This is a genomic window from Variovorax sp. YR566 (assembly GCF_051992195.1).
Lineage (GTDB): Bacteria > Pseudomonadota > Gammaproteobacteria > Burkholderiales > Burkholderiaceae_C > Variovorax.
This window is the reverse complement of record NZ_CP197092.1, coordinates 5,922,509-5,946,868: the sequence shown is the minus strand read 5'-3', so window position 1 is coordinate 5,946,868 and position 24,360 is coordinate 5,922,509. Positions and strand designations below refer to the sequence as shown.

The window sequence follows — 24,360 nt, the reverse complement described above, 5'->3', positions numbered from 1 at the left end:
TGCAGAAGTGCCGCTCCTGCAGGCAGCTCAGGCCGGCTTGACGACGGGGAGCATGGCGCTCAGTCGGGTGCCCTTGCCCGGCGTCGAGGAGACCGTGAGCTTGCCGCGCGCCGCCTCCACCCGGTGCCGCATGCCCGCTAGGCCGTGTGTCGACGGGCGCATGCGCTGCGTGTCGAAGCCCTTGCCGTTGTCGGCCACTTCCACGATGACGTGGTTGTCGTAGTTCTTCAGCACGATGGTGGCTTCGCTGGCCTCGGCGTACTTGCTGATGTTGGTGAGGCTTTCCTGGACCATGCGATAGATGGTGAGCTGGCGCGACTCGTCCATGGTTACCGGCTCCAGCGCCATCTCGATCTGCAGGCCCGAGCGTTCCCCGAACTCGCGCCCCAGGATCTCCAGCGAGGCGACCAGCCCCAGGTTGGAGAGCGACGACGGCCGCAGGTCTTCGATGATGCGGCGCTTGAGCGCGATGCCGCTGTTGAGCAGGTCGGTCAGGTGCTGCAGCCGCTGGATCGCGTCGGGCGAGTCCGCCAGCCGCGACTTCAGCCGCGCCACGTCCAGCTTGGCGGCGGTGAGCAGAGAGCCCAGTTCGTCGTGCAGCTCGCGCGCAAGATAGCCGCGCTCGGTCTCGCGCACGTCCTGCAGGTGGGTGGCCAGTTCGGCCAGCGAGGCGGTGCGTTCGCGCACTTCGTCTTCCAGCGCATTGCGCTCGCGCTGCAGGGCCTCCTGCTGGCGCTCGCCGATGGAGTGCAGCGCATGCGTCTGGCGCAGGTACAGGAAGAAGGCGAACAGCGCGGCCAGCGCCACGATGGCGGTGCCGATGCGCGCCAGCTGCAGCGAGCGCAGCACCTGCTCCTGGCTCTGGTGCAGGGTGACGTTGCTGATCTTCACCAGCTCGCCCGCCGTCGCGCGGATGGAGTCCATCTCCTCGCGGCCCACGTCGGTCGTGATGACGAACTTCCAGGCATCTTCCTTGCCGTCCTGGCGCAGCCGCACGCTCATGTCCATCTCGGCCACCTTGCGCAGCACGTGCTTCGACAGCTCGGCCAGCTGGGTGAGTTCGGCCGGACGGCCGGCGTACAGCCGGCGCAGGGTCGCGAGCTGGCCGTCGACCTGCTTGACCGCGTCGTCATAGGGTTTTCGGTAGTTCGCCTCGCCGGTCAGCAGGTAGCCTCTCTGGCCGGTCTCGGCATCCAGCATGTTCTGCAGGATCTGGTTGAGCGCGCCCCGCATCTGCTGCGCCTCGTCGATGTCGGCGAGGGCGCGGCTCGACTGCCGGTAGCCGGCCTCGTTGATGCCGACGAGGGCCAGCGCAGCCAGCGCCGCGAGCAGCAGGCTCACGGCCATTCTTGGAGGGGCTAACCAGTGCATGAAACTTTCGAGGCTGCGTACTACGCAAGTTCGTGAATAATTGATAACAATCAGGGACCCGGTATGTTGCGACCCGCATGTCCGCAACACAACGAAGAAAGTAACAGATGATCAAAATCGGAATTGTGGACGACCACGCCATCGTGCGATCGGGCCTCCGGCAGTTCTTCTCCGAGCACGTGGACCTGCGCGTGGCGGGTGAAGCAGCCAGCGGCCGAGAGGCCATCGAGCTGGTGCGCACCACGGAGCTGGACGTTCTGGTCATGGACCTTTCGATGCCCGGTCAAAGCGGTATCGATGCGCTCGCCATGATCCGCGCCAAGGCGCCGGACGTGGGCATCCTCATATTGAGCGGATACCCCGAAGAGCACTACGCGATGAACCTGATCCGCCAGGGCGCGAGCGGCTACCTCAACAAGGAGTGCGATCCCATCGAGATCGTCAACGCCATCCGCACCATCTCGCTGGGCCGTCGCTACATCACGCCCGCCGTGGCTGAACTGCTGGCCCGCCAGCTCGACCGCAAGGACGACGCCGCGCCGCACGAGCAGCTCTCGGAGCGCGAGTTCCAGGTGTTCCTGAAGCTCGCCAAGGGCGAGACCGCCGGCGACATCGCCAAGACGCTGTCGTTGTCGGTGAAGACCGTGAGCACCTACCGCACGCGCCTGATGGAAAAGATGAACCTCTCCTCCAACAGCGACCTCACCTACTACGCGCTGAAGAACAAGCTGATCGACTGAGATCGGCCAGGGAGCGGAAAGAGTGGGGAGGGGGCCCAACGCGGCTTCTTCCTCAACCCGCCCCGGGAGCCCCGGGCGCGGAGTGCAAGGCCTTGGCCTGCACGATGCAGAAGTCGACCAGCGCGTCGATTTCGTTCGACTTGTCGAACACCGCGTCGACCCCGAACTCGGCGCAGCGCCGCCGGATGTCGGGCGTCGCATAGTTGCTGAGCACCACCACCTTCTGCAGCGGCTTGCGCGACTGGCAGGCCTGGAGCACGCCCAGACCGCTGCCCTGCTTGAGAAAGAGATCGACGATGACGAGGTCCCACTCGCCATCGTGGCCGAGCAGCCATGCGCGCGCGCCGCTTTCGGTTTCGGCAAAGCCGACGACCGTGGTGGAGGTGAGTTCTTCCAGCGTGCCAATGAGGTTTTCACGGATCGTGAGGTTGTCTTCGACGACGTAGGTCTGCAATCTGGAATCCATGCCGAACCGCGCTTCCTCTGAGGTTGGCAGACGCATTTGCAGCGCCTCTCTGGTGCAAATGCCTGCCAGCATGGACTTTGAGGCGTTGCGGTGGCAGATCATGCAAGCTTCGGCGCGTGGCTCTTGTAGGCGAGGTCCGACGCGTGCATCCGTCGAAGCCTGCAAGGTGCATTCGTAGGCAATGCCTCACGGTTTCTGCGGCCCATCGCCGACCCGGGCGGCGCGGTCATTCGAGTTACAAGGACCCATGGCAACGAACGCAACGAGCATCCTGCGCAACCGACCGCTCTGGCAGAAGCTGGTGGCCGGCGTCGTGCTGCTGTTCGCGGCGCTGGTCATCGGACTTGCCTTCTTTCCCTGGGACATGCTGCGCGAGCCGGTCAACCGCTATGTCAGCGAGAAGACCGGGCGCAAGTTCGAGATCACGCGGCGGCTCGACGTGGGCCTTGGCTGGCGGCAGGCCACGGTCAAGTTCGACGGCATCGAGTTCGCCAACCCCTCGTGGGCGCGCGACCCTTATCTGGTCAAGGCGGATCGCGCCGAGTTCGACATCCGCATCTGGCCGTTGATCGCCAGCAAGATCGTCATTCCGCGGCTCGCGCTCTTCTCGCCCACGCTGGGCCTGCAGATGGAGGCGGACGGGCGCCGCACCTGGGCGCTCGGCAAGGACACCTCCGACGGCGGCACCGTGCCCAGCATCGGCCTGATGCAGGTCGACACCGGCGCGGTCGACTTCCTGGCCAAGCACCTTGGGGTCGATCTGCACGCCGACCTGAGCTACGCCAGCAGCCGCGGCGAGATGCCGCTCAGCTACCGCATCAAGGGCCGCTACAAGGGGCAGCCGCTGACCGCCAGCGGACGCACCGGCAACGTGCTGCAGATCAACGCCGCGGGTGCGCCGCCGTTTCCGATGGAGATCAACGCGGCTGCCGGGCAGACCCAGCTGAAGGCTGCCGGCACGGTGGCCGAGCTGTCGGGGCTCGACGGCATCGACGCGAAGTTCGAAATCAAGGGCCAGACGCTTGGCGCCCTGTTCCCGCTGCTCGGCATCGCGCTGCCGCAGACCTCGCCCTACGCCCTGAGCGGCAGCCTGGGCAAGCGCGGCAAGCTGTGGCAAGCCACCGGCCTCAAGGGCAGGCTGGGCCTGTCCGACATCGCCGGCGACATGCGCTTCGACCAGGCCGGCCAGCTGCCACATCTGGCGGGCGACCTGCGCTCGCGCGTGATGGACATGGACGACCTCGGCCCGCTGATCGGCCTGCCGCCCACGGCGCGCACTGCCGCCACCGTGGAAGGCGTGGCTCCGCCGCCAACCATCACGCAGGTCAAGCGGCCGGGCGGCAAGGTGCTGCCCACGGCGCCGCTCGACTTCGAACGCCTGCGCGCCATGAACGCCGACGTGAAATACACGGCAGACCGCATCCGGAATGTGCGCGACGTTCCGCTGGACAGCGGCAGCGTGCAGGTCAAGCTGGCCAACGGCGTGCTCACGCTCGACCCGCTCGACCTGGGCGTGGCCGGCGGCAAACTGAGCGGTGCGATCCGCATCGACGCCTCGAAGAACCCGGCGGACATCCGCGCCTCGCTCGACGTACGGGCGATGCAGCTGGCCCGCCTGTTCCCCAAGCTCGAGACCACGGGCAACAGCGTGGGCCGTCTGGACGGGCGCATCAACCTGTCGGGCTCGGGCAGCACCGTGGCCAACTGGCTGGGGGGCGTGTCGGGCGACGTGGCGGTCATTTCGGGACGCGGCCAGTTCGGCAACCTTTTGCCGGTGTTCGCGACGCTGGTGGGCGGCGACATCATCAAGTTCATGCTGCGCGGCGATCGCAACGTCGAGCTGCGCTGCGCGGCCCTGGCCTTCGACGTGAACAAGGGGCTGATGACCGGGCGCACGCTCGTGGTGGACACGACCAACGCCGTGTTCATTGCCACCGGCCAGGCCAACCTGGCGACCGAGGGGCTCGATTTCGTGGTCCGGCCGGAGCCCAAGAGCAAGAGCATCCTGTCGATTCGTACGCCGCTGGTGGTGAGCGGCACCTTCGGCGATCCGAAGGGCGGCGTGGAGGTCGTTCCCCTGGCGGGGCGCGGGCTGGCTGCGCTGGCGCTGGGCGCCATCAATCCGCTGCTGGCGCTGGCCGCGACCATCGAGCCCGGCCCGGGCGTGGATTCCGATTGCAAGGGCGTGCTGGCGCAGGCCAACAAGCCCACGGCCGGGGCGGCCGCCAACGGCGCCGCCCGCGCAAAGGGCGCAAAGCAGCCCTAGACGGGAAGAAGAGGAGGGCGCTGCGCGCAGACGCTGCAGTGCGGGTCGCGCGCCACGCGCAGCGTGTCGAAAGAGGTGCTGCGCCCGTCGAACATCAACAGCTTGCCCGCCAGCGACGGGCCGATGCCGGCCAGCAGCTTCAGCGCCTCGCTGGCCTGCAGCGTACCGATGGTTCCGACCACGGGGCCGAACACTCCGAGCACCGCACAGCGCGTTTCCTCGAAATCCGCATCGGGTGGGAACAGGCAGGCATAGCAGGGCGAGGTGGCGTCGCGGGTGTCGTAGACGCTCAGCTGGCCATCGAAACGGATCGCCGCGCCCGCCACCAGCGGCTTGGCGTGAGCCACGCAGGCGCGGTTGACGGCCTGCCGGGTGGCGAAGTTGTCGCAACAGTCGACCACCACGTCGGCCTGCGCGACCAGGCGCGACAGCCGCGCCTCGTCGGCGCGCAGGGCGTGGGTTTCGATGGCGATGTCGGGGTTGATGTCGCGCATGGCCTGCGCGGCGGATTCGACCTTGGCGAGGCCCACTCGCGCGTGGGTGTGGGCGACCTGGCGCTGGAGATTGGTGAGATCGACCTCGTCGTCGTCGACCAGCACGATGTGGCCGACCCCCGCTGCCGCAAGGTACAGGGCCACCGGCGAACCCAGTCCGCCGGCGCCTATGACGAGAACCCGTCCGGCACTGACGCGCTCCTGCCCGTCGATGCCGAATTCCTCGAGAAGGATGTGGCGCGAATAGCGCAGCAGCTGGCTATCTTCCATGCGCCACCGGCTCTCAGTTCTCTTTCTTCTCTTCCTTGTTGTCGACGATGATCTGCGTCTTGCTGACCAGCACCGGCTGGCCCTTCAGGCGGTTGAGCGCCTGCACCAGCGGGAAGTCCTTGTCGGTGCCGAACTCGGGTACTTTGCGGTCCTGCGGCGGCTTCTTGGCTTCTTCCTCGAGGCGCTTGCGGGCTTCGTCGCGGGCCTTTTCGCGTTCCGGGTCCTTGACTTCGGGGCCCTGGCCGCTGGCCAGGTGCTTCTCGAGGTCGGCCTCGCGCATGCGCAGGGCGGCAAACGGGCTGCCTTCGGCGCTTTCGTCGATCAGCACGTTGGGTACGATGCCCTTGGCCTGAATCGAGGTTCCGCTCGGCGTGTAGTAGCGCGCCGTGGTGATCTTCAGGCCGGTGTCGGGGCCGAGCGGGCGCACCGTCTGCACCGAGCCCTTGCCGAAGGTCTGGCTGCCCATGATGGTGGCGCGCTTGTGGTCTTGCAGCGCGCCGGCCACGATCTCGCTGGCCGAGGCCGAGCCTTCGTTCACCAGCACCACCAGCGGCACGCTCTTGAGCGCGGCCGGCAGGCTGCGCAGCGGGTCGCTGCCCGAACGGCGCTGGTAGAACTCCGGCGCCGCCTTGTAGACCGACTTGCTTTCGGCCAGCTGGCCGTCGGTGGTGACCACCGTGACGTTCTCGGGCAGGAAGGCCGACGACACCGCCACCGCCGCGTCGAGCAGGCCGCCCGGGTCGTTGCGCAGGTCGAGCACCAGGCCCTTGAGGTTCGGGTCTTCCTTGTACAGGTCGTCGATCTTCTTGACGAAGTCGTCGACGGTGCGCTCCTGGAACTGCGACAGGCGGATCCAGCCATAGCCGGGTTCCATCATCTTGCCGCGGACCGACTGCGTGCGGATTTCTTCGCGCGTGATCGTCACCGGGAAGGTGCGGCTCTCGTCCTTGCGGAAGATGGTCAGCAGCACCTTGGTGTTGGCCTCACCGCGCATGCGCTTGACCGCCTCGTTCAGCGACAGGCCGCGCACGGCGGTGTCGTCGATCTTGGTGATCAGGTCATTGGGCTTCAGGCCGGCGCGGAAAGCAGGGGAGCCTTCGATGGGCGAGACGACCTTGATGAGGCCGTCTTCCTGCGAAATCTCGATGCCCACGCCGACGAAGCGGCCGGTGGTGCCTTCCCTGAATTCCTTGAAGGACTTCTTGTCGAAGTACTGGGAATGCGGATCGAGGCCGGCAACCATGCCCGAAATGGCGTCGGAGATGAGCTTTTTCTCGTCGACCGGCTCGACGTAGTCGCTCTTGACCATGCCGAAGACGGCAGCGAGCTGCTGCAATTCCTCGAGCGGCAGTGGCGCAAGCGAACCGCGTGCGACTGTCTGCAACGAGACGGTGGTCAGGACGCCTGCTACGGCGCCGGCGGCGACCCAGCCGGTGATCTTCAGTTTCTGGCCCATCATGAGTGGTTGTCCTTGTCGGCGGCTGTCGAATCAATATACACAGCTTGGAAGCAATTTGTTTGCCGGGGTTCCACGGATGGAGCGCCGGGCAGGGGCTTTCAGGGCGGTCTTTACCGGTCTTTTCAGCCCTTGCCTTGCGATGCCACCGCTGCGGCTGCCTTTTCGGCGGCTGCGGCATCGCCGAGATAGTAGTGGCGCAGGGGCTTGAGGTCGTCGTCGAGCTCGTAGACCAGCGGAATGCCGTTCGGGATGTTCAGGCCGACGATGGCGTCGTCGGAGATGCCGTCGAGGTACTTCACCAGCGCCCGGATCGAATTGCCGTGGGCCGCCACGACCAGGCGGCGGCCGGTGCGGATGGCCGGCGCCATCGACTCGTTCCAGAAGGGCAGCACGCGCGCCACCGTGTCTTTCAGGCACTCGGTCAGCGGAATCTGTTCGGGCGCCAGCTTGGCGTATCGCACGTCGCCGCGCTCGCTGCGTGGGTCGTCGGCTTCCAGCGGCGGGGGCGGGGTGCCATAGCTGCGGCGCCAGACCAGCACCTGCTCGTCGCCGTACTTCTTGGCGGTTTCGGCCTTGTTCAGGCCTTGCAGGCCGCCGTAGTGGCGCTCGTTCAGGCGCCAGGAATGGACCACGGGCAGCCAGGTGCGGTCGAGTTCGTCGAGCGTGTGCCACAGGGTGCGGGTGGCGCGCTTGAGCACGCTCGTGTAGGCGACGTCGAAGTCGTAACCTTCGGCCTTGAGCAGCCGGCCGGCCTGCTTGGCCTGCTCCACGCCGGTCTCGGTCAGGTCCACGTCGGTCCATCCGGTGAAGCGGTTTTCGAGATTCCAGGTGGATTCGCCGTGACGGATCAATACCAGTTTGTGCATGTGGGAGGCCTTTGGCTGCGCTTGCGAAACCTCGCATTCTAAAATCCCCGGTTTGCCATTCAAGGAACCCCCGTGAAATTGATCGAATTCGTCACCGCGAACTGGATGCTGATCCTGATCGCGCTCAGCTCGGGAGCCATGCTGGCCTGGCCGCTGGTGCGGGGGGCGGGCGGCGGAACGCTCACGGCGCAGGGTGCCGTGCAGCTCATCAACCGCGAGCGCGCGGTGCTTGTCGATGTGCGCGAGGCGGAAGAATTCGCCACCGGCCACATGATCGGCGCCAAGAACATTCCCCTGAACCAGCTCGAGGAAAAGCTCACCGGCGCGGTCAAGAACAAGACCGTGCCGCTGCTGCTGGTATGCGCCACCGGCGCCCGCGCCCAGCGCGCCGTGGCCATGGCCAAGAAGCTGGGCTACGAGCAGGCCCAAGCCGTGGCCGGCGGGCTGAAAGCCTGGAAAGACGCTAACCTGCCCGTTGAAAAGGCCTGAAATCTCCCCGAGATAGAGCGTATGCAAGCAGTCAAGATGTACACCACCGCCGTTTGCCCCTATTGCACGCGTGCGAAGCAAATCCTGAAGTCCAAGGGCGTCGAGCAGATCGAAGAGATCCGCATCGACACCGACCCCCAGGCCCGCAACACCATGATGGAAATCACCCAGCGCCGCACGGTGCCGCAGATTTTCATCGGTGACACCCACGTGGGTGGCTGCGACGACCTGATGGCCCTCGACAGCCGCGGCGGCCTCGTGCCCCTGCTGCAGAGCGCCTGAAACACAAAGCAACCGGCGTCACGGAAGTGGCGCGGTCGCCGGGCGATAATCGTTCGCTCATCCATCTGCAGCCCGCTGCGGGAACCTCTCCCCGGCGGGCATTGTTTTGATCCTCGAAAGTTCAGCCATGGCCGACCAGCAAGCCCAAGATCCCGTTTTCCAGATCCAGCGCGTCTACCTCAAGGACCTGTCGCTCGAACAACCCAATTCGCCCGCGATCCTGCTGGAGCAGGAGCAGCCCACCGTCGACATCCAGCTCGGCGTGGACGCCCAGCCCGTGACCGACGGCATCTTCGAGATCACCGTGTCGGCCACCGTGCAGACCAAGATCGGCGACAAGACCGTGTTCCTGGTCGAAGCCAAGCAGGCCGGCATCTTCGAAATCCGCCACCTGCCGGAAGAGCAGATGGGCGCCATCCTGGGCATCGCCTGCCCGCAGATCGTCTACCCGTACCTGCGCGGCAACGTGGCCGACGTGATCCAGCGCGGCGGCTTCCCGCCCGTGCACCTGGCTGAAATCAACTTCCAGGCGATGTACGAGCAGCAGCAGGCGCAGGCCGCTGGCCAGGCTGCGCCGACCCTGGCGCAGTAAACAGCGCCCAACGCCCTCGATGTCGCCAACGCCGATGAAGATCTGCGTTCATGGCGCCGGTGCCTGGGGCACGGCAGTCGCTGTCAACGCGGCGGCTCGCCACGAGGTCACGCTCTGGGCGCGCGATGCCGCCCAGGCCGACGCCATGTCGGCCGCGCGTGAAAACACCCGCTACCTGCCCGGGCTGGCACTGCCGGCCTCGCTCGCCGTGCGCGCGGGCGACATCGGCCAGGCGCAGGCCGGCGCCGACCTCGTCATCGTGGCCACCCCCATGGCTGCCCTGCGTGAACAGCTCATTGCACTGCGTGGCACCACTGCGGCGGTGGCGTGGCTGTGCAAGGGCGTTGAGCCCGCACTTGACGCCTCACCCACATCCTTCGGCCTGCTCGCCCATGAAATCTGGGCGCAGGTTGCTCCTGATTTGAGAGCGGGCGTGCTCAGCGGCCCCAGCTTCGCGCAGGAGGTTGCCGAAGGGCGCCCGACCGCGCTGGTGGCCGCCAGCCCGCATGCCGCCGTGCGCGACACGCTGGTCGACGCCTTCCACGGCCCCGCGCTGCGCGTCTACGCCAACGAGGACATCGTGGGCGTGGAAGTGGGCGGCGCGGTGAAGAACGTGCTGGCCATCGCCACCGGCCTGTGCGACGGCCTCGCGCTCGGGCTCAACGCCCGCGCGGCGCTCATCACCCGGGGCCTCGCCGAAATGACGCGCTTCGGCCTCGCGCTGGGCGCCCGCGCTGAAACCTTCATGGGCCTTTCGGGCCTGGGCGACCTGGTGCTGACCTCCACCGGCGACCTGTCGCGCAACCGCAAGGTCGGCCTGCTGCTGGCCCAGGGCCGCACGCTGGCGCAGGCCGTCGATTCGCTGGGCCATGTGGCCGAAGGCGTGTACTGCGCCCGCACCGTGGTGCAGCGCGCGCGTGGCCTCGGCATTGAGATGCCGATCGCCGAAGGCGTGGTCGCCTTGCTCGACGGCCGCGTGAGCCCGCAAGACGCGGTGGCCGCCCTGACCGGCCGCGACCCGGTGCCGGAATCCGTGCCGCCCGGCGCTGCGGCTTCTCCTCGCCATTCCTCTTAATAAAAAAACGCAGAGACAAAGAGCCATGAGCCTTCGCTTTGATTTTTCAGCGTCGGCCGTGGCCGCGCTGGCCCTGTCCGATGCCACCCGCGCATTGCAGGAAGACGTCGCCGACGGCGACCTCACCGCGTCGCTGGTCGACCCGGCCCGCACCGCCCGCGCCCGCGTGCTGGCGCGCGAATCCGCCGTCGTGTGCGGCGCGCCCTGGGTCGAGGCCACGCTGCGGCAGCTCGATCCGCAAGTGCGTATCCACTGGCTGTGTGCCGAAGGCGAGCGCTGCGCGGCCGACCAGACCGTGCTCGAAATCGAAGGTGCCGCCCGCGCGCTGCTGACGGCCGAGCGCACCTCGCTCAATTTCCTGCAGTTGCTGAGCGCGGTCGCCACCAAGACCGCCCTCTACGCCGACGCCGTGCGCGGCACGCGCGCCCGCATCGTCGACACCCGCAAGACCATTCCGGGCCTGCGCCTCGCGCAGAAGTACGCGGTGCGCACCGGCGGTGGCCTGAACCACCGCATCGGCCTGTACGACGCGGTGCTCATCAAGGAAAACCATATCGCCGCAGCCGGTGGTGTGGCCGCGGCCCTGCGCGCGGTGGCGCCGGTTGCCTCGCAAGCCGCCTTCGTCGAAGTCGAGGTCGAAACGCTGACCCAGCTGCGCGAAGCGCTGGAAGCCGGCGCGCGCATGGTGCTGCTCGACAACATGGACCTGCCCACGCTGCGCGAGGCCGTGCGCGTCAACGACGAAGCCGGCGAAGACCGCAAGGCCGTGCTGGAGATATCCGGTGGCGTCACACTGGACGGTCTGCGCGCACTGGCCGAAACCGGTGTAGACCGCATCTCGGTCGGCGCATTGACCAAGGATGTCAAAGCCATCGACTACTCGATGCGTTTTCTGGAAAGCTGATCCGCCCATGTCGTCTCCGGTCATCGACGTCGACTACGAGCAGCCCGCCGCAAAGGCCGGCGCCGTCTGCGACACGCGCCACGCCTGGGCCCGAGTGCCGGCCGAGCCTTCGCCCGATGAGCGCATCGCGCTGAAGGAGCGCATCCGCCGCCTGCTGCGCGAACGCAACGCGGTGATGGTGTCGCACTTCTACGTGCACCCCGACCTGCAGGACCTTGCCGAGGAAACCGGCGGCATCGTGAGCGATTCGCTCGAAATGGCGCGCTTCGGCCGCGACCACGCCGCGCAGACGCTGGTGGTGTCGGGCGTGCGCTTCATGGGCGAGACCTCGAAGATCCTCTCGCCCGAAAAGCGCGTGCTGATGCCCGACCTCGATGCGAACTGCTCGCTCGACCTGGGCTGCCCAGTCGAGCAGTTCAGCGCCTTCTGCGACCAGCACCCCGACCGCACCGTGGTCGTCTACGCCAACACCAGCGCGGCCGTGAAGGCGCGAGCCGACTGGCTGGTCACCTCCAGCTGCGCGCTCGACGTGGTGAACGCGCTGCACGCGGCCGGGCAGAAGATTCTCTGGGGCCCCGACCGCCACCTGGGCGACTACATCCAGCGCCAGACCGGTGCGGACATGGTCAGCTGGAACGGCGCCTGCATCGTGCACGACGAGTTCAAGGCGCTGGAGCTCGAACTGCTCATGAAGGAGCATCCGAAGGCGAAGGTGCTGGTGCACCCCGAGTCCCCGTCTGACGTGATTGCGCTGGCAGACGCGGTGGGCTCCACCTCGGCCATCCTGAACGCGGCACAGCGTATGGATGCCAGCGAATTCATCGTTGCCACCGACAGCGGCATGCTGCACAAGCTGCGCACGCTGAACCCCGGCAAGGTCTTCATCGAGGCGCCCACGGCCGGCAACGGCGGCACCTGCAAGAGCTGCGCTCATTGCCCGTGGATGGCGATGAACGGGCTGGTCGAGCTGGCGAATGCGCTGGAGACCGGCGCGGGCGAGATCCATGTCGACCCGGCGCTGGGCCTGCGGGCGCGCGTGCCGATCGACCGGATGCTGGCGTTTACTGCCGGGCTGAAGAACGGGCAGGCGCCCGGCAGCTTGGTAGCAGGCATCGGCGCCGCCTGACCCTGTCTTGCTCCTTCCCGCTCTGGGGGGAACCTAGAAGTCCACGGTGCAGCTGTCGCCCAGCGCCTCGCGCCACACACGCACGCGGGCCAGCGAGGGCCGCAAGTCCGGCAGCGCATCCGCAATGAACACGCACAGGTTCTCCAGCGTCGGCGGATGCAGTCCGGCCACGTCATCCAGCAGGTGATGGTCGAGCTTCTCGCGCACATCTTCCAACCGCCGGCGCAGCAACCCCAGGTCGATCACCATCCCCGTCACTGGATCGCGCTCCCCTGCAAGCCACACCTCCGCGTGGTACGTGTGGCCGTGGATACGGCGGCTGCCTTCGACTTCGATCTCGCGCTTCAGTGTGTGGGCGGCGTCGAAGAAAAAGCGTTGGCTGATGGTGAATCGCATCGTCAAAAAAGAAACTCAGAGGAAAAAGGGCCGCAGTCTCAGCGGATCCCGGTGATCTTGTGCGTCTGCACGCTCAGGCGCCAAACCGGCTGCTTCATGCATTCGGCAATGCAAAGCTCGGTGTTCGCGACCCGGTCGGGCCCGTCCATCGGCTGCAAAAAGCGGTGCGTGAACTCGCCTGTGCGCGCCATCGTGTCGAGGTCGAACTCGGTCTGCGGCCACACCAGCTTCAGCTCCTGGCCGCGCTGCTGCACCCATGGCGCGCCGGCCTTGGGGCTGATGCACAGCCAGTCGATGCCCTCGGGCGCCTCGACCGTGCCATTGCTCTCGACTGCGATGCGGAAGCGCCGCGCGTGCAGCGCGTCGACCAGTGCGGCGTCTACCTGCAGCAACGGCTCGCCGCCAGTCAGAACCACGAGGCGATGGTCGGCATCTGCGGCTGGCCATTGCGCGGCGATGGTGTCAGCAAGCAGGTCGGCGGTCTTGAACTTGCCGCCCAGCGTGCCGTCGGTGCCCACGAAGTCGGTGTCGCAGAAACGGCAGACGGCGGAGGCTCGATCTTCCTCGCGGCCCGTCCAGAGGTTGCAGCCTGCAAAGCGACAGAACACGGCCGGCATGCCCGCCTGGCCGCCTTCGCCTTGCAGGGTGTAGAAGATTTCTTTGACGCTGTAAGTCATGAGGCCGGTGTGTCGATCTCGAGGTTGTCGATCAGCCGCGTGCTGCCCAGGCGTGCAGCAGCCAGCGCCACGAGCGGTTCACCCGCGGCCGGTGCCTGCAGGTCGGCGCGGCGCCGCAGCACAAGATAGTCCGGCTGCCAGCCGCGTTGCGTGAGCATCTGCATGGCCCGCGCTTCGATCGCGGCCAGGTCGCGCTCGCCCGAGCGCACCGCTTCGGCCATTGCCTTCAGCGCCTTCGACAGCTGCACCGCCTCGGCGCGTTCGCTTTCGTTCAGGTAGCCGTTGCGCGACGACAGCGCGAGGCCGTCGTCGGCGCGGAAGGTCTCGCCGCCCACGATCTCGATGGGCAGCGCGAACTGCCGCACCATGTGCCGGATCATCATCAGCTGCTGGTAGTCCTTCTTGCCGAACACGGCCACGCGCGGCTGCACGCACTGGAAGAGCTTCATCACCACCGTGCACACGCCGATGAAGAAGCCGGGGCGGAAATGCCCTTCGAGGATGTCGGCCAGCGCCGGGTCGGGGTGCACCTTGCAGGTCTGCGGCTCGGGGTAGAGCGCTTTCTCATCCGGCGCGAACAGCACGTTGCAGCCGGCGGTGCGCAGCTTCTCGCAGTCGCTGTCCCAGGTGCGCGGGTAGGTGTCGAAGTCTTCGTGCGGCAGGAACTGCAGGCGGTTCACGAAGATGCTGGCCACCGTCACGTCGCCCAGTGGCTTGGCCTGCTTCACCAGGGCCAGGTGGCCGTCGTGCAGGTTGCCCATGGTGGGGACGAAGGCGGGGCGCTTGAAGGCGGCCAGGTGGTCGCGAAGTTCGGCGATGGTGTGTGCGATGTACATGAGGGTTTCCTTCCTTACCAGGCGTGGAGTCGGTCGTCGGGGAAGCTGCCGTCCTTGACGGCCTGCACGTAGGCCTTGAGGGCGGGCAGCACGCCCGGCGCGTCGGCCATGAAGTTGCGCACGAACTTCGGCATCTTCCCGAGGTTGATGCCAAGCATGTCGTGCAATACCAGCACCTGCCCGGCGGTGGCCTTGCCGGCGCCGATGCCGATGGTGGCGCAGTGATTCAGTTCGGCGGTGAGCTCGGCGGCCAGCGCGGCCGGCACCATTTCGAGCACCAGCATTGCGGCGCCCGCGTCCTGCAGCGCGTGGGCCTGCTGCTTCAGCAGCGCGCCGGCGGCGTCGCCCTTGCCCTGCACGCGGTAGCCGCCCAGTGCGTGCACCGTCTGCGGCGTCAGGCCGAGGTGGGCGCACACCGGGATGCCGCGCTCGACCAGGAAGCGCACCGTGTCGGTGGTCCAGCCGCCGCCTTCGAGCTTGACCATGTGTGCACCGGCCTGCATCAGCACGGTGGCGCTGCGCAGCGCCTGCTCGCGCGATTCCTGGTAGCTGCCGAAGGGCAGGTCGGCAATCAGCCAGGTCGTGCCCTGCACGCGGCGCAGGCCGCGCGAGACGCTGTCGGTGTGATAGCGCATGGTGTCCAGGCTCACGCCCACCGTGCTGTTCAGGCCCTGGCAGACCATGCCGAGCGAGTCGCCGACCAGCAGGCAGTCGATGCCCGCGGTGTCGGCCATGGCCGCGAAGGTGGCGTCGTAGGCCGTGAGCATCGCGATCTTCTCGCCGCGCGCGTGCATGTCGGCCAGGCGCGGCAGGCTCACGGGCTTGCGCGAGGCAGGCGGGGAGGCCGGCGGCAGCGTGCCGTAGGGCGAAGCGGGCGGCGTGTCGGTGATTGGGGGCGTGGTGTTCGACATGGTTGGGTTTCTCCCTGCGGGCGTCGGTGGCCGGGCATCCTTGAGTGAAGAAAACGAAGCGGGTAGGGCTATCGGCCGTCCGGCGGCACCAGCACCGTGGGTGCGGTGGGCTCGGCGAGCGAAGGATAGTCGCGGCTGAAATGCAGGCCACGGCTCTCGTGGCGGGCCTGCGCGGAACGAACGATCAGCTCGGCCACCTGCACCAGGTTGCGCAGTTCAAGCAGGTCGCGCGTGACGTGGAAGTTCGCATAGAACTCCTGGATCTCGGCCTGCAGCAGCGCGATGCGATGGCTCGCGCGCTCCAGGCGTTTGTTGGTGCGCACGATGCCGACGTAGTCCCACATGAAGCGGCGCAGCTCGTCCCAGTTGTGCGAGATGACCACGGCTTCATCGGCGTCGGTGACGCGGCTGTCGTCCCAGGCGGGCAGCTCGGCGCGCTCGCGTGCTGGAGCCGCGGCAATGGCGCTGGCCGCGGCGCGTGCGAACACCATGCACTCGACCAGCGAGTTGCTGGCCAGGCGGTTGGCGCCGTGCAGGCCGGTGCAGGCGGTCTCGCCGATGGCGTAGAGGCCCGGGATGTCGGTGCGCCCGCTCAGGTCGCTGAGCACGCCGCCACAGGTGTAGTGCGCGGCCGGCACCACCGGAATGGGCTCGCGCGTGATGTCGATGCCCAGCTCCAGGCAGCGCGCGAGGATGTTGGGGAAGTGCTCTTTCAGGAACGCTGCCGGCTGGTGCGAGATGTCGAGGTGCACGCAGTCGAGGCCGTGCTTCTTCATCTCGAAGTCGATCGCGCGGGCCACCACGTCGCGCGGCGCGAGTTCGGCGCGCTCGTCGTGCTTCGGCATGAAGCGGGTTCCGTCGGGAAGCTTGAGCAGCCCGCCTTCGCCGCGCACCGCTTCGCTGATCAGGAAAGACTTTGCATGCGGGTGATACAGGCAAGTCGGGTGGAACTGGATGAACTCCATGTTCGACACCCGGCAGCCCGCGCGCCACGCGGCGGCAATGCCGTCGCCGGTGGCGGTGTCGGGGTTGGTGGTGTACAGGTACACCTTGCCCGCGCCGCCGGTGGCCAGGATGGTGTGCGGCGCGCGGAAGGCCAGCACCTCGTCGGTCTCGTCGTCGAGTGCGTAGAGGCCCAGGCAGGCAGGGTCATTCAGCCCGATCTTGGGCCCGGTGATCAGGTCGACCAGCGTGTGATGCTCGAACAGCGTGATGTTCGGCGTGCGCCGCACCCGCTCGATCAGCACCTGCTGCACGGCCGCGCCGGTGGCGTCGGTCACGTGCACGATGCGGCGCTGGCTGTGGCCGCCTTCGCGCGTCAGGTGCAGGCCGCCGTCTTCCTCGGAAAAGGGCACGCCCAGCTCGCGCAGCCAGCCGATGGCCTCGGGTGCGTGCTCGACCACGAAGCGCGTGGCCTCGGGGTCGCACAGGCCGGCGCCGGCCACCAGCGTGTCTTCCACGTGCGCATCGAAGCTGTCGCCCGCCGCCAGCACGGCCGCGATGCCGCCTTGCGCCCATGCGCTGGAGCCGTCGTTCAGCGCGCGCTTGGTCAGCACGGCCACGCGGTGCGTGGGCGCCAGGTGCAGCGCGGCCGAGAGGCCGGCCAGGCCGCTGCCGACGATGAGGACGTCGAAGTCGCGCACGACGGAAGTCACTGGATATGGGGACCGGTTGGGTCAGGCTGGCGAATAAGCCAATCTGACGTAGATAGGGGCGAAGGCCTCGGCCTGCGTGATTTCGATCAGCGTTTCCTTCGCGAGCTCCAGCATCGCGATGAAGGTGACGATGAGCACGGGCGTACCGCGCGACACGTCGAACAGCTTCTCGAATTCGACGAAGCGCTGCCCCTGCAGGTGGCGCAGCACGATGCTCATGTGCTCGCGCACGTTGAGCTCTTCGCGCGAGATCTTGTGGTGCTGCACGAGCTTGGCGCGCTTCATGATGTCGGCCCACGCGTCGCGCAGCTCGACCACGTCCACGTCGGGGAAGCGCGGCTTCAGCGACTGCTCGATGTAGACCTGCGCCTTCCAGAAGTCGCGTCCGTACGTGGGCGTGGCGCTGAGGGCGGCGGCCTGCAGCTTGGTCTGCTCGTATTCGAGCAGGCGGCGCACGAGCTCGGCGCGCGGATCTTCGGCCTCTTCGCCGTCGGCCACCTTCTTGGGCGGCAGCAGCATGCGCGACTTGATCTCGATCAGCATCGCGGCCATCAGCAGATATTCGGCCGCGAGTTCGAGGTTGGTCTGGCGGATCTCGTCGACGTAACTCAGGTACTGCCGCGTGAGCCCCGCCATCGGGATGTCGAGGATGTTGAAGTTCTGCTTGCGGATCAGATAGAGCAGCAAGTCCAGCGGGCCTTCGAAGGCCTCCAGGAACACCTGCAGCGCCTCGGGCGGGATGTACAGGTCCTTCGGCATCGCGAACAGCGGCTCGCCATAGAGCCTCGCGAGCGCGACCTGGTCGACCACGTCGGGCATGTCGACCACCAGCGTGCCGTTGTCCTCGTCGCTCTTCATCGGTCTGTTGCTATCGTTTCAATAGCGACCAGCGCAATGCGGACGGGAGCGTGCTGCCAAATCGGCATCGGGAAATCGGCATTGGGGAATTACTTGGCCTGGGTCTGGTAGACGTACGGCTGCATCGGAACGCGGGCTTCGCTGTACTCCTCCAGCAGGCTGCGGTCGAGGTGCTTGTCCCAGAGGAGGGCGCGGCCGGCGCGCTGTTCGGCTTCCAGCGTTGGCTTCTTTTCCTTCATCTCCTCGATGAAGTTCGTGATCTCGGAGGTGTAGTGGGGGCGGCGGAAGATGGACATAGACTGGACCTTTATGACGCGAATTTTACCGGGGACGGCATGAGGCAACGGCGAGGATGGCAGATCGGCATGGCAACAGGGTTTCTGGCGGCGGTGATGGCTCTCGTGGGATGCGACTCGAAGAACATCTCCGAGCTTGAAGAGGGCGTGTCCACAGAGGCCGACGTGCGGGCCCGTTTCGGCCAGCCCGAGAACGTCTGGGATGCCCCAGGCGGTGGCCGCGTGTTCGAGTACAACCGCCAGCCGGCGGGCCAGAAGAACTACATGATCACCATCGGTGCCGACGGCAAGATGAGCGCGCTGCGCCAGGTGCTCACGCCCGAGAACTTCGCCAAGGTGCAGCCCGGCATGATGATGGAAGACCTGCGCAAGATGCTGGGCAAGCCCGCCAAGGTCACGCCCTATGCGCTCAAGCGCGAGACCGAATGGGAATGGCGCTGGGTGCAGCCGCCGAACTCGGCCATGGTCTTCACCGCCACGCTGAACGACGACCAGCGCGTGGTGCGCAGCGGCTCTTCGCCTGACCGGGGTACCGAAGCCCCGTAGTCTCCATGGCGGCTATGCGCCGTGCGACGCGCCGGGCTGGCCCGTCGTCAATTCCTCGGCAAAGCCCGAACGCACCAGCACCTCGAGCGGTTGCGGCTGCAGCGATTCGATGCGCAACAATCCGTCGCGCGCCAGCACCGCCCGGTGCAGCTGCCGCAGCGCATCGACACCGGTGGCGTCGATGTAGATCAGGTGCGTGGCGTCCAGCACCACCGTCATGCCGCGCGGCGCGCGCTCGGCGGCATTCACCGCCTCGTCGAGCTTGGCCGCCGCGCCGAAGAACAGCGCGCCGTAGAGGCTGTAGGTGAGCACTGGCGGCTGCAGCGTGACCAGTTCGACGCTGAACAGTCCGTTCATGCGCCGGATGAAGAGCGCACAAGCCAGCACGATGCCAACCTGCACCGCCACCGTCAGGTCGAACACCACGGTGAGGAAGAAGGTGCCCAGCATCAGCAGCCGGTAGTGCCGGCTGAAATGCCGCAACTGCGTGGGCGTGAACTCGCGCCATTCGCCCATGTTCAGGCCCACGAACACCAGAATGCCCGCCAGCACCGCGAGCGGCACGTGGCGCGCCAGCGGCGCGGCCAGCAGCACCACCGCCAGCAGCGTGATCGCATGCACGATGCCCGCGATCGGCGAGGTGCCCCCCGAGCGGATGTTGGTCACGGTGCGCGCGATGGTGCCGGTGGCCGGCATGCCGCCGAAGAAGGGCGTGACGATGTTCGCGATGCCCTGTGCCATCAACTCCTGGTTGGGGTCGTGGCGCGGCTGGCCGCTGAGCTGGTCGGACACGCGCGCGCACAGCAGCGACTCGATGGCGCCGAGCAGCGCGATGGTCAGCGTGGGCGTCACGAGCTGCTTCACCGTCTCCCACGAAAAATCGGGCAGCGCGAAGGCCGGCACGCCTTCGGGAATGCCGCCGAAGCGCGTGCCGATGGTTTCCACCGGCAGCTCGAAGCCCCATGACACCAGCGTGAGCGTGACCAGCGCCACGATGGGCCCCGGCATGCGCGCGCCCACCTGCACGGCGCGCGTGCGCGCCACCCGGCCAGCGACGCGCAGCACCGCGGTGCCCACCTTCGAGTCGCTGCTCAGCAGCAACGGCCACAGCAGCAGCCCTGCCACGCAGGCGATGCCGAGCGCGAACGCATAGGGGTTGAAGGTGCCGATCTGCAGCGCCATCGCATGCAGCTGCGAGAACACGTCGGCCGGCATCTTCGCCACCGTCAGCCCGAGCAGATCTTTCAACTGCGACAGCAATATCAACACCGCGATGCCATTGGTGAAGCCCACCACGATCGACAGCGGCACGAAGCGCACCAGCCGCCCCAGCCCGAACAACCCCGCCATGAACAGCAGCACGCCCGCGCACGCGGTGGCAATCAGCAGGTTCGCCACGCCGTAGCGCTCGACGATGCCGTAGACGATCACGATGAACGCCCCCGCCGGCCCGCCGATCTGCACCGCCGAGCCGCCCAGCAGCGAGATCAGGAAGCCCGCGATGATCGCCGTCCAGATGCCCGCCTCGGGCTTGAGCCCCGAGGCGATGGCAAAGGCCATGGCCAGCGGCAGCGCCACGATGCCGACCGTGGCGCCCGCGCCCAGGTCCTTGAAGAAGCGCTCGCGGTCGTATCCCGCGAGCGCGTCCATCAGGCGTGGGCGGAAGCGGGTGAGGTTCAGCGGGGAATGCATGAGTCGTTCATTGTGGACTGCCCCCTGCCGTGCGGCAGGCCGCAGACGGGTGAGTCATGCCGATGCGAACTTTCGCTCAACTTATCCGGAACAAAGGATCCCGATACATTTTTGACATTCATTGACATTTGGTCACCGAAATTACCGAGGTCCGTCCGATGCACATCCTGCTTGTCGCAAGCGCGTTCAACAGTCTGACGCAACGGGTTCTCGCCGAACTCCAGGACCGCGGCCACACCGTGGGGGTGGAGCTGGCCCTCGGCAATGACGAGGCCCTGCGCGAAGCCGTGCGGCTGCATTCGCCCCAGCTCATCGTGGCGCCGATGCTGACCACCGCCATTCCCCAGGACATCTGGACCGCCCACACCTGCCTGATCGTGCATCCCGGCCCGCCGGGCGACCGGGGGCCTTCGTCGCTCGACTGGACGCTGCAGGGCGGCGTCGAAAGCTGGGGCGTCACCGTGCTCGAGGCCGTGGCCGAAATGGATGCGGGCGATGTCTGGGCATGGTCGCCGCTGAAGGTGCCGCCGCTGGCCGGCAAGAGCGACCTCTACCGCGGCGAGGTGGCCGACGCCGCGCTCGATGCGGTGCTGCTGGCGGTGGAGCGCTTCGCCTCGGGCAAGTACAAGCCTCAGAAGCAGAAGACCGCAGCCCTTGCCGCCGGCTGGCGGCCCTTCATGAAGCAGGCGCAGCGCCGCATCGACTGGGCGACCGACACGACCGAGTTTGTGCTGCGCCAGTTGCGCGCGGCCGATTCGCAGCCCGGCGTGCTCGACGAATTGCTGGGCGCGCAGTGGTACCTGCACGGCGGCCATCCCGAAGACGAGCTGCGCGGCAACACGCCCGGCGAGCTGATCGCCACCCGCGCCGGTGCCGTCTGCCGAGCCACTGTCGACGGTGCGGTATGGATCGCGCAACTGCGCCCCTGGCGCGAGCCCGGCTCACGGCTGCCCAGCTACAAGCTGCCGGCCGTGCAGGCGCTCGGCGAGCTGCTGCCCTTCGAAGTGCCGGAGGTGCCAGCACCGCTGCAGTTGCCGGCCGGACGCCGCACCTGGTCCGACATCCGCTACAGCGAGCATGGCGCGGTCGGCGTGCTGAACTTTTCATTCCCAGGCGGCGCGATGAGCACCGTGCAGTGCCGCCGGCTGCTGCAGGCCTATCGCTTCGCCTGCACCCGTCCGACCTCGGTGCTGCTGCTCGGCGGCCTGCGCGATTTTTTCTCCAACGGCATCCACCTCAACGTGATCGAGGCGGCCGACGACCCGGCCGAGGAGTCGTGGGCCAACATCCACGCAATGAACGACCTGGTCGAGGCGGTGCTGAGCACCACCGACCGCCTCACCGTGTCGGCACTCGGCGGCAATGCGGCGGCTGGCGGCGTGATGCTCGCGCTGGCGGCCGACGAGGTGTGGTGCCGCGACGGCGCCGTGCTCAACCCGCACTACACGCTGATGGGCCTGCACGGCTCCGAATACTGGACTTACACCCTGCCGCGCCGCGTCGGCGCCGCCGAGGCGCAGCGTTTGACCCAATCGGCCCTGCCCGTGAGCGCCAGGCGCGCCGTCGAACTCGGCATGGCCGAGCGCGTGCTGCAGGCCGCGCCGGAAGAGTTGGGCGATGAAGTGACGCGGCTGGCCGCGCAACTGGCCGCCTCGCCGGACCTGGCCGCGCGCATCGCGAAGAAGCAGGCGGCGCGCGCGCAAGACGAAGCCGCAAAGCCGCTGCAGCAGTACCGCGATGAAGAACTGGCGCACATGCGCCGCAATTTCTTCGATGCCAGCGAGCCGCACCGCGCATTGCGGTCCGCGTTCGTGCGCAAGGAGAAGGCGCTGCACACGCCGCCGCATGTCGCCCGATTGGGGCTCGCCGCGGACTGAGCGGGCGCAGGCCGCGGCCTTCCGTCGTCAGGGTTGCGCCAGCTCCGCAAGAATCGCTTCGCGGTCCTGGTCCAGCCGTGGCGGCTGCCGCAGCACCTGCGTGCGGTGGCCACCCACGTGCACCGGGTTGCCCGCCACCGTGAGCGGCCGGCCGCTCTGCGTGCGCACCTGCACCAGCATCTCGCGCGCCTGCACCTGCGGGTCGTTCACCACCGCGGCCACGTCGTTGTAGCCGCCCGTGGGAATGTTGTGCTGCATCAGCAGCGCCTGCCAGTGCGCGCAAGTCGCCGACGCCAGGCGCTCTTCGAGCAACTGCTTCAGCACCTCGTGGTGCTGGCAGCGCCCGGGGTTGGTGGCAAAGCGCTCGTCGTCCTGCAGTGCCGGCAATTCCAGCACCGTGCACAGGCGCTGGAACAGCGCGTCGTTGCCCGCCGCGATCACGAACCAGCCGTCGGAAGCACGGAACACGTCGAAGGGCGTGATCGACGGGTGCCGCGAGCCGATGGGCCCCGGCGCGCGGCCATCGGCCTCCATGCGCGAGATCGCGTTCTCGAGCAGCGCGACCTGGCAGTCGAGCATCGCCACGTCGACCCTGTCTCCCAGGCCGGTGCGCCCGCGCTGCAGCAATGCGGCCTGCGTGCCGATGGCCGCATACAGGCCCGCGCCCAGGTCGCCGATCGAGACGCCCACGCGCGTCGGCGGCGCGCCGGGGTGGCCGGTCAGGCTCATGATTCCGCCCATCGCCTGCACCACCATGTCGTAGGCGGGGCGCCTGCTGTAAGGCCCCGTCTGTCCGAAGCCCGAGACCGAGGTGAACACCAGTTTCGGAAAGCGCGCATGCAGCGTCGGCCAGTCGTAGCCCAGCTTTTCCATCGTGCCGGGTCGGAAGTTTTCGACCAGCACGTCGGCCGTGGCCAGCAACGACTCGAAAACCGCCCGGTCGGCCGGCGCCTTCAGGTCCAGCGCAATCGACTCCTTGTTGCGGTTGACCGACATGAAGTAGGCCGAGTCGCCCTCGACGAACGGGCCGATCTGGCGGGCATCGTCGCCCAGCCCCGGCTGCTCCACCTTGATGACGCGCGCGCCCAGGTCGGCAAGCAGCAGCGTGCAGTACGGGCCCGCGAGCACGCGCGTCAGGTCGATGACGGTAAAGCCGTGCAGCGGGCCCGCCGTGGCTGCGGCTGTGGCTGCGGACGCGTTGGAAGAAGTGCCCGGCATCATTCGACGGTCGCGCCCGAGCGCTCGGTGAGTTCCTTCGATTTCGCGCCTTCGGCCGTGGCCCAACTGCGGAACTCGGCGAGCGATTTCGATGGCGCCGATTCGTTGCCCGACTTTTCCATCCGCGCCTTCACGTCGGGGTCGTTCAGTGCCGCCACGCTGGCGTCGAACAGCTTCTGCGCCATTTCAGGCGGCAGGCCGGCCGGTGCGAACAGGCCGAACCAGAAGGTGTAGTCGTAGCCCTTCACGCCGGCCTCGGCAATGCTCGGCACATCGGGAAAGAGCGGCGAGCGCTGGCCTGAGGTCACGGCCAGCACGCGCAGCTTCTGGCCCTGGGCCATCGGCAATACCGACGGCGGCGTGCCGAAGGTCAGTTGCACATCACCCGCGGCAACTGCCTGGATCGACGGGGCGCCGCCCTTGTAGGGCACATGCAGCATCGTCACGCCGGCCGCCTTTTCGAACGACAGGCCCGCAAGGTGGGTCACCACGCCGGTGCCCGACGACGAATAGGCCAGCTTGCCCGGGTTCTGCCGCGCTTCGGCAATCAGTGCCTGCACGGTCTTTGCGCTCACGTCCTTGTTGACGGCGAGCAGCATCGGGGCCGAACTCCAGCGCGAGATGGGCACGAAGCTCTTCGCGCCGTCGTACTTCACGGCTTTGTAGAGCAGCTTGTCGCTGCCGTATAGGTTGGCGCTGCCCAGCAGCAGCGTGTAGCCGTCGGGCGCCGCGCGCGCCACCTGGTCCGACGCGATGGTGGTGCCCGCGCCGGGCTTGTTGTCGATGATCACCGGCTGCCCCAGCAGCTTGGCCATCTTGTCGCTGACGATGCGTGCCACCGTGTCGGCCCCGCCGCCGGCGGGAAAGCCCACCACCAGCGTGATCGGCCGCGTGGGGTAGCTGTCCGCCAGGGCGCCGGCCGAAGCCAGCAGCGCCGCGGCGGCGAATGAAATGGCGCGAAGTTGTTGCTTCATGTCTTTGTCTCCGGTTTCTTGTCG

Annotated in this window: 25 protein-coding genes; 10 read left to right on the top strand and 15 right to left on the bottom strand. The window is 67.5% G+C overall.

What is annotated here, in order from left to right; all coding sequences use genetic code 11:
• Positions 1-27: 27 nt before the first annotated feature.
• Entirely contained in the window at positions 28-1,347 is a 1,320-nt protein-coding gene (locus ACTG4X_RS27715; RefSeq protein ID WP_093178720.1) for a CHASE3 domain-containing protein, read from the bottom strand.
• A gap of 131 nt (positions 1,348-1,478) precedes the next feature.
• Between ACTG4X_RS27715 and ACTG4X_RS27710 the strand changes: the two genes are divergently transcribed.
• Positions 1,479-2,111: a response regulator gene (locus tag ACTG4X_RS27710; RefSeq protein ID WP_007837167.1), complete on the top strand. Its 633-nt coding sequence runs from the start codon at positions 1,479-1,481 to the stop codon at positions 2,109-2,111.
• 52 nt (positions 2,112-2,163) lie between these two features.
• Here the strand turns inward: ACTG4X_RS27710 and ACTG4X_RS27705 are convergent, their stop codons facing one another.
• Complete coding sequence (locus ACTG4X_RS27705) at positions 2,164-2,577, bottom strand: response regulator (RefSeq protein WP_440532446.1); 414 nt, start codon at positions 2,575-2,577, stop codon at positions 2,164-2,166.
• A 247-nt stretch (positions 2,578-2,824) separates the two neighbouring features.
• Here ACTG4X_RS27705 and ACTG4X_RS27700 point away from each other — a divergent pair, with 247 nt between their 5' ends.
• On the top strand, positions 2,825-4,843 hold the full coding sequence (locus ACTG4X_RS27700) for an AsmA family protein (RefSeq protein WP_440532445.1): 2,019 nt from the start codon (positions 2,825-2,827) through the stop codon (positions 4,841-4,843).
• Here the strand turns inward: ACTG4X_RS27700 and ACTG4X_RS27695 are convergent.
• The 3 genes from ACTG4X_RS27695 to gpmA all read right to left on the bottom strand — a co-directional run bounded on the left by ACTG4X_RS27695 (position 4,840) and on the right by gpmA (position 7,932).
• Positions 4,840-5,607: a HesA/MoeB/ThiF family protein gene (locus tag ACTG4X_RS27695; protein WP_440532444.1), complete on the bottom strand. Its 768-nt coding sequence runs from the start codon at positions 5,605-5,607 to the stop codon at positions 4,840-4,842. The genes ACTG4X_RS27700 and ACTG4X_RS27695 overlap by 4 nt on opposite strands.
• A gap of 13 nt (positions 5,608-5,620) precedes the next feature.
• Positions 5,621-7,063, bottom strand: a complete 1,443-nt coding sequence (locus ACTG4X_RS27690; RefSeq protein WP_093058069.1) for a S41 family peptidase — start codon at positions 7,061-7,063, stop codon at positions 5,621-5,623.
• A 125-nt stretch (positions 7,064-7,188) separates the two neighbouring features.
• Positions 7,189-7,932 (bottom strand): 2,3-diphosphoglycerate-dependent phosphoglycerate mutase, encoded by a 744-nt coding sequence (gene gpmA, locus ACTG4X_RS27685; RefSeq protein WP_093178714.1) that lies wholly within the window; start codon positions 7,930-7,932, stop codon positions 7,189-7,191.
• A 105-nt stretch (positions 7,933-8,037) separates the two neighbouring features.
• Between gpmA and ACTG4X_RS27680 the strand changes: the two genes are divergently transcribed.
• The 6 genes from ACTG4X_RS27680 to nadA all read left to right on the top strand — a co-directional run bounded on the left by ACTG4X_RS27680 (position 8,038) and on the right by nadA (position 12,400).
• Entirely contained in the window at positions 8,038-8,421 is a 384-nt protein-coding gene (locus tag ACTG4X_RS27680) for a rhodanese-like domain-containing protein (protein ID WP_371127403.1), read from the top strand.
• Between the two features lie 21 nt (positions 8,422-8,442).
• Entirely contained in the window at positions 8,443-8,703 is a 261-nt protein-coding gene (gene grxC, locus ACTG4X_RS27675; RefSeq protein ID WP_093058047.1) for a glutaredoxin 3, read from the top strand.
• Positions 8,704-8,830: 127 nt separating this feature from the next.
• Positions 8,831-9,295, top strand: coding sequence for a protein-export chaperone SecB (gene secB / locus ACTG4X_RS27670; protein WP_093058046.1), 465 nt, complete (start codon positions 8,831-8,833; stop codon positions 9,293-9,295).
• Between the two features lie 34 nt (positions 9,296-9,329).
• On the top strand, positions 9,330-10,370 hold the full coding sequence (locus tag ACTG4X_RS27665; RefSeq protein WP_093058045.1) for an NAD(P)H-dependent glycerol-3-phosphate dehydrogenase: 1,041 nt from the start codon (positions 9,330-9,332) through the stop codon (positions 10,368-10,370).
• 25 nt (positions 10,371-10,395) lie between these two features.
• Entirely contained in the window at positions 10,396-11,274 is an 879-nt protein-coding gene (gene nadC / locus ACTG4X_RS27660; protein WP_440532443.1) for a carboxylating nicotinate-nucleotide diphosphorylase, read from the top strand.
• Between the two features lie 7 nt (positions 11,275-11,281).
• Complete coding sequence (gene nadA / locus ACTG4X_RS27655; protein ID WP_093058043.1) at positions 11,282-12,400, top strand: quinolinate synthase NadA; 1,119 nt, start codon at positions 11,282-11,284, stop codon at positions 12,398-12,400.
• A gap of 33 nt (positions 12,401-12,433) precedes the next feature.
• Here nadA and ACTG4X_RS27650 read toward each other — a convergent pair whose 3' ends face one another.
• The 7 genes from ACTG4X_RS27650 to ACTG4X_RS27620 all read right to left on the bottom strand — a co-directional run bounded on the left by ACTG4X_RS27650 (position 12,434) and on the right by ACTG4X_RS27620 (position 18,029).
• Entirely contained in the window at positions 12,434-12,796 is a 363-nt protein-coding gene (locus ACTG4X_RS27650) for a 6-carboxytetrahydropterin synthase (protein WP_440532442.1), read from the bottom strand.
• 38 nt (positions 12,797-12,834) lie between these two features.
• Positions 12,835-13,473, bottom strand: coding sequence for a 7-carboxy-7-deazaguanine synthase (gene queE / locus ACTG4X_RS27645; protein ID WP_354337689.1), 639 nt, complete (start codon positions 13,471-13,473; stop codon positions 12,835-12,837).
• Positions 13,470-14,309: a pantoate--beta-alanine ligase gene (panC, locus tag ACTG4X_RS27640; protein WP_440532441.1), complete on the bottom strand. Its 840-nt coding sequence runs from the start codon at positions 14,307-14,309 to the stop codon at positions 13,470-13,472. The genes queE and panC overlap by 4 nt, the downstream gene beginning before the upstream one ends.
• 14 nt (positions 14,310-14,323) lie before the next feature.
• Entirely contained in the window at positions 14,324-15,220 is an 897-nt protein-coding gene (gene panB / locus ACTG4X_RS27635; RefSeq protein ID WP_440532440.1) for a 3-methyl-2-oxobutanoate hydroxymethyltransferase, read from the bottom strand.
• A 68-nt stretch (positions 15,221-15,288) separates the two neighbouring features.
• On the bottom strand, positions 15,289-16,863 hold the full coding sequence (gene nadB, locus ACTG4X_RS27630) for an L-aspartate oxidase (protein ID WP_440534432.1): 1,575 nt from the start codon (positions 16,861-16,863) through the stop codon (positions 15,289-15,291).
• Between the two features lie 33 nt (positions 16,864-16,896).
• Positions 16,897-17,733 carry a segregation and condensation protein A gene (locus tag ACTG4X_RS27625; RefSeq protein WP_093058037.1) on the bottom strand — a complete coding sequence of 279 codons (837 nt, stop codon included), beginning with the start codon at positions 17,731-17,733 and terminating at the stop codon, positions 16,897-16,899.
• 89 nt (positions 17,734-17,822) lie between these two features.
• Positions 17,823-18,029 (bottom strand): DUF3460 family protein, encoded by a 207-nt coding sequence (locus ACTG4X_RS27620; RefSeq protein ID WP_093058036.1) that lies wholly within the window; start codon positions 18,027-18,029, stop codon positions 17,823-17,825.
• Between the two features lie 69 nt (positions 18,030-18,098).
• On the opposite strand from ACTG4X_RS27620, the gene ACTG4X_RS27615 reads away from it, so the two are divergent.
• On the top strand, positions 18,099-18,575 hold the full coding sequence (locus tag ACTG4X_RS27615; protein ID WP_093178701.1) for an outer membrane protein assembly factor BamE: 477 nt from the start codon (positions 18,099-18,101) through the stop codon (positions 18,573-18,575).
• A gap of 12 nt (positions 18,576-18,587) precedes the next feature.
• Here ACTG4X_RS27615 and ACTG4X_RS27610 read toward each other — a convergent pair whose 3' ends face one another.
• A complete protein-coding gene (locus ACTG4X_RS27610; protein WP_093058035.1) occupies positions 18,588-20,267 on the bottom strand; it encodes a SulP family inorganic anion transporter in 1,680 nt (559 codons plus the stop codon).
• Between the two features lie 158 nt (positions 20,268-20,425).
• Here ACTG4X_RS27610 and ACTG4X_RS27605 point away from each other — a divergent pair, with 158 nt between their 5' ends.
• Positions 20,426-22,144, top strand: a complete 1,719-nt coding sequence (locus ACTG4X_RS27605) for an enoyl-CoA hydratase-related protein (RefSeq protein WP_440532439.1) — start codon at positions 20,426-20,428, stop codon at positions 22,142-22,144.
• Positions 22,145-22,171: 27 nt separating this feature from the next.
• On the opposite strand, the gene ACTG4X_RS27600 is transcribed toward ACTG4X_RS27605, so the two are convergent.
• On the bottom strand, positions 22,172-23,365 hold the full coding sequence (locus tag ACTG4X_RS27600) for a CaiB/BaiF CoA transferase family protein (protein WP_256329574.1): 1,194 nt from the start codon (positions 23,363-23,365) through the stop codon (positions 22,172-22,174).
• Positions 23,362-24,336 (bottom strand): Bug family tripartite tricarboxylate transporter substrate binding protein, encoded by a 975-nt coding sequence (locus tag ACTG4X_RS27595; RefSeq protein ID WP_093058033.1) that lies wholly within the window; start codon positions 24,334-24,336, stop codon positions 23,362-23,364. The genes ACTG4X_RS27600 and ACTG4X_RS27595 overlap by 4 nt, the downstream gene beginning before the upstream one ends.
• Between the last annotated feature and the right edge of the window lie 24 nt (positions 24,337-24,360).